The sequence below is a fragment of the Humidesulfovibrio sp. genome (assembly GCF_035560995.1).
Classification (GTDB): Bacteria; Desulfobacterota; Desulfovibrionia; order Desulfovibrionales; family Desulfovibrionaceae; genus Humidesulfovibrio.
Window position 1 is genome coordinate 1 of sequence record NZ_DATMYK010000107.1, and the last position, 3,909, is coordinate 3,909.

The 3,909-nt window shown below is 69.5% G+C and carries 5 protein-coding genes; 4 read left to right on the forward strand and 1 reads right to left on the reverse strand.

Features of this window, described 5'->3' with window-relative positions; all coding sequences use genetic code 11:
• The 4 genes from VN419_RS04040 to VN419_RS04055 form a co-directional block, all read left to right on the forward strand.
• Positions 1–257, forward strand: a 257-nt coding sequence (locus VN419_RS04040; protein WP_325644701.1) for a sugar nucleotide-binding protein, incomplete at its 5' end; no start/stop codon positions are given.
• A 35-nt stretch (positions 258–292) separates the two neighbouring features.
• Positions 293–1,360, forward strand: a complete 1,068-nt coding sequence (locus VN419_RS04045; RefSeq protein WP_325644703.1) for a glycosyltransferase — start codon at positions 293–295, stop codon at positions 1,358–1,360.
• A 15-nt stretch (positions 1,361–1,375) separates the two neighbouring features.
• Positions 1,376–2,227: a TatD family hydrolase gene (locus VN419_RS04050; RefSeq protein WP_325644705.1), complete on the forward strand. Its 852-nt coding sequence runs from the start codon at positions 1,376–1,378 to the stop codon at positions 2,225–2,227.
• Positions 2,228–2,683, forward strand: a complete 456-nt coding sequence (locus VN419_RS04055) for a hotdog fold thioesterase (protein ID WP_325644707.1) — start codon at positions 2,228–2,230, stop codon at positions 2,681–2,683.
• Between the two features lie 24 nt (positions 2,684–2,707).
• On the opposite strand, the gene VN419_RS04060 is transcribed toward VN419_RS04055, so the two are convergent.
• Positions 2,708–3,909, reverse strand: a 1,202-nt coding sequence (locus VN419_RS04060) for a cyclic nucleotide-binding domain-containing protein (RefSeq protein ID WP_325644709.1), incomplete at its 5' end; no start/stop codon positions are given.

Sequence of the window (3,909 nt, forward strand, 5' to 3'; positions counted from 1 at the left end):
CGGCCAATTCCGGCCCGGCCACCTGGCACGAGCTGGCCGCCGCCGCCCTGGAGCTGGCCCAGCTGCCCTGCGAGGTCAAGGCCATCCCCACCAGCGGCTACCCCACCAAGGCCAAGCGGCCGCCCTATTCCGTGCTCGACCTGGCCGAAACCGCGCGCCTGGCCGGATACGCCCCCCGCCACTGGCGCGAGGCCCTGGCCGAATACGTGCCCCTGTGCCGCGCGGAGCTGGCCGCGCAGGTGCAGGCCAGCGCCTAAGCCGCCCGCCCAGGCGCGGCGATCGAGGTATGCCCATGCGCAAGCCCATGCGGACCTTCTTCTTCCTGCCGCCCGTGCGCCAGGCCGCCGGGGGCGTCACGGTCATCCGGCGCATGGCCGCGTTCCTCGCCGCCGCCGGGCGCGAGGCCTATCTCGTCCCGCGCGAGAATCCGGGCCAGGGCGGAGGCTGGGCGCCAACCGAGGCCTGGGTGGACGCGCCCATGGTCGCCTGGGACAAGCTCTCCCTGACGAAACAGGACCTGTGGGTGGTGCCGGAGGGCTGGGTCAATGCCCTTTCGCCGGGGCTGAACGCCCAGGCCCGCTGCCTGGTGTACGTGCAGAACTGGGCCTACCTGCTCTCCGCCCTGCCGGAAGGCGTCAGCTGGCGCAGGCTGCCGGTCAGCTTCCTGGCCGTGTCCGACCCGGTGGCGCAGTTCGTGGCCGCCACCACGGGGCAGACCCCGCCGGTGCTGCGGCCGGGCATTGACCTCTCGCTTTTCCGCGCGCCCGAGGCGAAGCCAAATCCGCAAAAGGCCGTGCGCATCGCCTGGATGCCGCGCAAGAACAAGGCCCTGGCCAAGCAGATCCAGGAGACCTTCCAGAACCTGGACGAAGGCCTCGCCGCCCGCTGCCGCTGGGTGGAGATCGCGGGCATGACCGCGCGGCAGGTGGCTGAGGCCCTGGGCTCCGCGAACATTTTCCTGGCCACGGGCTTCCCCGAGGGCTGCCCTCTGCCGCCGCTGGAGGCCATGGCCTGCGGCTGCCTGCCCGTGGGCTACATGGGCTTCGGCGGGGCGGACTACATGCGCCAGGCCCTGCCCGCGCAGGACGATCCCGCGCCCTTCGCGCCCTGGTGGCCAGTGCGCGAGGTTCCTTGGTCTGACAATAGGACGGGCAATGGGACGGGCAACGGGCTCTGGAGCGCCGACGCCGACATCCTGGGCGCGGCCCTGCACCTCAAGACCGCCGCGAGCTGGTTCCTTGAGGGCTCAAAGTACCTTTCGCCCACCCTGGCCAATGCCCGCGCCACCGCCGCAGCCTACGGGCTGGACACCCAGCGCCAGAACGTGCTGGACCTCTGGACGCAATTCGAAACCGCCTGAACACACCGAAGCGACATGTCAAAAAAGAACAAGCCCCCCCGGCCGGAGCCGGAAAGCCTCGCCTTGCCCTTGGGCGGGGTGGACTCCCACGCCCATCTGGATCTGGACGATTTCGATGCTGACCGCGAGGAACTGCTCGACCGCGCCCGCGCCTGCGGCGTGGCGAACATCGGCAACGTGTTCCTGGGACCTGCGGCCTATCACAAGAACCGCCACTACTTCGACGCCCGCCCGGAGGTCTTCTTCCTTCTGGGCATCCACCCCGGCAACGCCGACACCTGCACCGACGAGGCCCTCTCGGCCATGCGCCAGGCCTTTGCGGGCGACCGGCGCCTGAAGGCCGTGGGCGAGATCGGCCTGGACTTCTACTGGGACGACCACCCGCACGACGTGCAGGAACGCGTGTTCCGCGCCCAGCTTGGGCTTGCGCGGGAGCTCGGCCTGCCTCCGGTCATCCACTGCCGCGACAAGGCGGACAGCCAGGAGGCCTTTGCAGCTTCCTTGCGCGTGCTGGAGGACGAGGGCTTTTCCGGGCGCAGGCTCCTGTGGCACTGCTTCGGCGGCGGCGAGGCCCAGGCCCGCACGGTGCTCGACCACGGCTGGCACCTGAGCATCCCCGGCCCGGTCTCCTATGCCCGCAACGAGAGCCTGCGCGAGGCCGTGGCCCTGATCCCCCTGGAACGCCTGCTCATCGAGACCGACTGCCCCTACCTTTCGGCGGAGCCCTGGCGAGGCAAGCGCAATCACCCGGCGCTGGTGGGCTTCACCGCCGCCTGCCTCGCGGAGCTGAAGGGCATGACCGTCGAGGAAATCTGGGCCAGCACGGGCCGCAACGCCCGCGCCTTCTTCACCCTGGAGGACAATTAGATGACCGCACACCTGAGCGACGCCGAGCGCGCCGACCGTTTCGCCCGGCTGAAACGCTTCTTCAACACCCGCGACCGCCTCTGCGTCGCCCTGGGAATACAGGTGACGGACATCAGCCTGGGCGCGGCCACCACGACCATGACCGTGGAGGAGAAGCACCTGAACGGGGCCGACGTGGCCCAGGGCGGAGCCATCTTCACCCTGGCGGACCTGGCATTCGGCGCGGCTGCCAACTCCCACGGCACCTTGGCCCTTGGCGTCAACGCCAGCATCGCCTTCACCAAGGCCGGGGCCAACGGCGGCACACTTACCGCGCACGCGCGGGAAACCGCCGTTTCCGGCCCCCTGGCGACCTATGTGGTGGAAGTGAAGAACGACGACGGCGAGACCATCGCCACGTTCCAGGGCACGGCCTACCGCAAGCGCGAGCACCTGGACCTCTCGGCCTGGGGCTAGCGAGGGAGTGAAGGAGGAGCGCCGCTAGAGCTGGGCGGCGCGGTTCTTGGCGTTTTCCTCGGCCACGCGTTCCGCCAAAAGCCCCACCACGAAACGGTTCACCGCTGCGGCCAGTTGGGGAGCCTTTTGCTGGATGAGCACGAAGCGCTCCAGCGTCAGCTTGTAGGCCACGCAGCGCTCCAGGGCGATGACCGAGGCCGAACGCGGCGCGCTGGTGTAGATGCCCATCTCGCCGAAAATGGTGCCCGGCCCCATTTTCTTCAAGCGCAGCAGCTTGCCGCCCGGCAGGGCCAGCTCCACATGCACCTTTCCCGATTGCAGGAAATACATGCAGTCCGAGGGCTCGCCCTGCTGGATGAGCCTGTGCTTTTTCGGCACCTCCACCCGCTCCAGGCAGCGCATCAGCGCGGGCAGAAGCCGAGGCTCCGGGAAGGTGGCGACCAGAAGTTCCTCAAGGTTGTCCGGGCGCTCCATGCGGTCCGCCTCGCCCCCGGCATCGGTAAGGATCGCGTCCTCGCAGAACTCCAGGGCATAGTCCAGGTTCAGGGCCACGCGGCACACGCCGTCGTCGTTCATGCCGTAGCCCAGGCCCTCCAGGTGCTCCTCCAGCTCCAGCGGAACGCTGGTGAGATACAGCAGGAGCCCATGCGTGCGCGCCAGGGCCTCCAGACGGCGGAACCCGATGGCCGCCGAGGCCCCAAGCCCGGTGACGGCGCCGAAATCGAGCAGCACGAAGCGCAAGGCCCGCTCCGGGTCGTTCGCGTTCAGCCGGGCGGAGACCGCCCGCAGCAGTCCGTACAGGGTGCCCAGGAACAGGAAGCCCTGCAGACGCAGCACGAGAATCCGCGCGCCGCGCTCCTTCAAGAGCTTGCGCTCCGCAGGGGAGCGGTCCACGTTGCTGTGGAACACATCGCCGCTTTGCGCAAAGCGGATGCCGCTGCCGGACACCGCCCGCGACAGGCTGAGCAGCAGACCGAGGCCCAGGCTGGCGAACACGCCAAGCACCGGTCCCAGGCCCGCCACCAGCAGGCACGAGGCCCAGGCCGAGCGCAGGTCGTCCTTGCGCGACAGGGGATTACGCGCGTCGCGCATCATCCAGCTCACGGGCATGATGAGCCCGGTGGCCAGCAGGATGCCCAGGGGCACGAACAGGGGCACATGGGCCAGCAGCGGTGCGCCGCCCAGCAGAAAGCCCAGGCAGACCAGCCCGGCGGTGAAGCCCGCCA

What these genes read in the sequence shown, in the direction of transcription:
- VN419_RS04045 (WP_325644703.1), top strand. Translation starts at nt 293, where the DNA reads ATGCGCAAGCCCATGCGGACCTTCTTCTTCCTGCCGCCCGTGCGCCAG.
- VN419_RS04055 (WP_325644707.1), top strand. Translation starts at nt 2,228, where the DNA reads ATGACCGCACACCTGAGCGACGCCGAGCGCGCCGACCGTTTCGCCCGG.
- VN419_RS04050 (WP_325644705.1), top strand. Translation starts at nt 1,376, where the DNA reads ATGTCAAAAAAGAACAAGCCCCCCCGGCCGGAGCCGGAAAGCCTCGCC.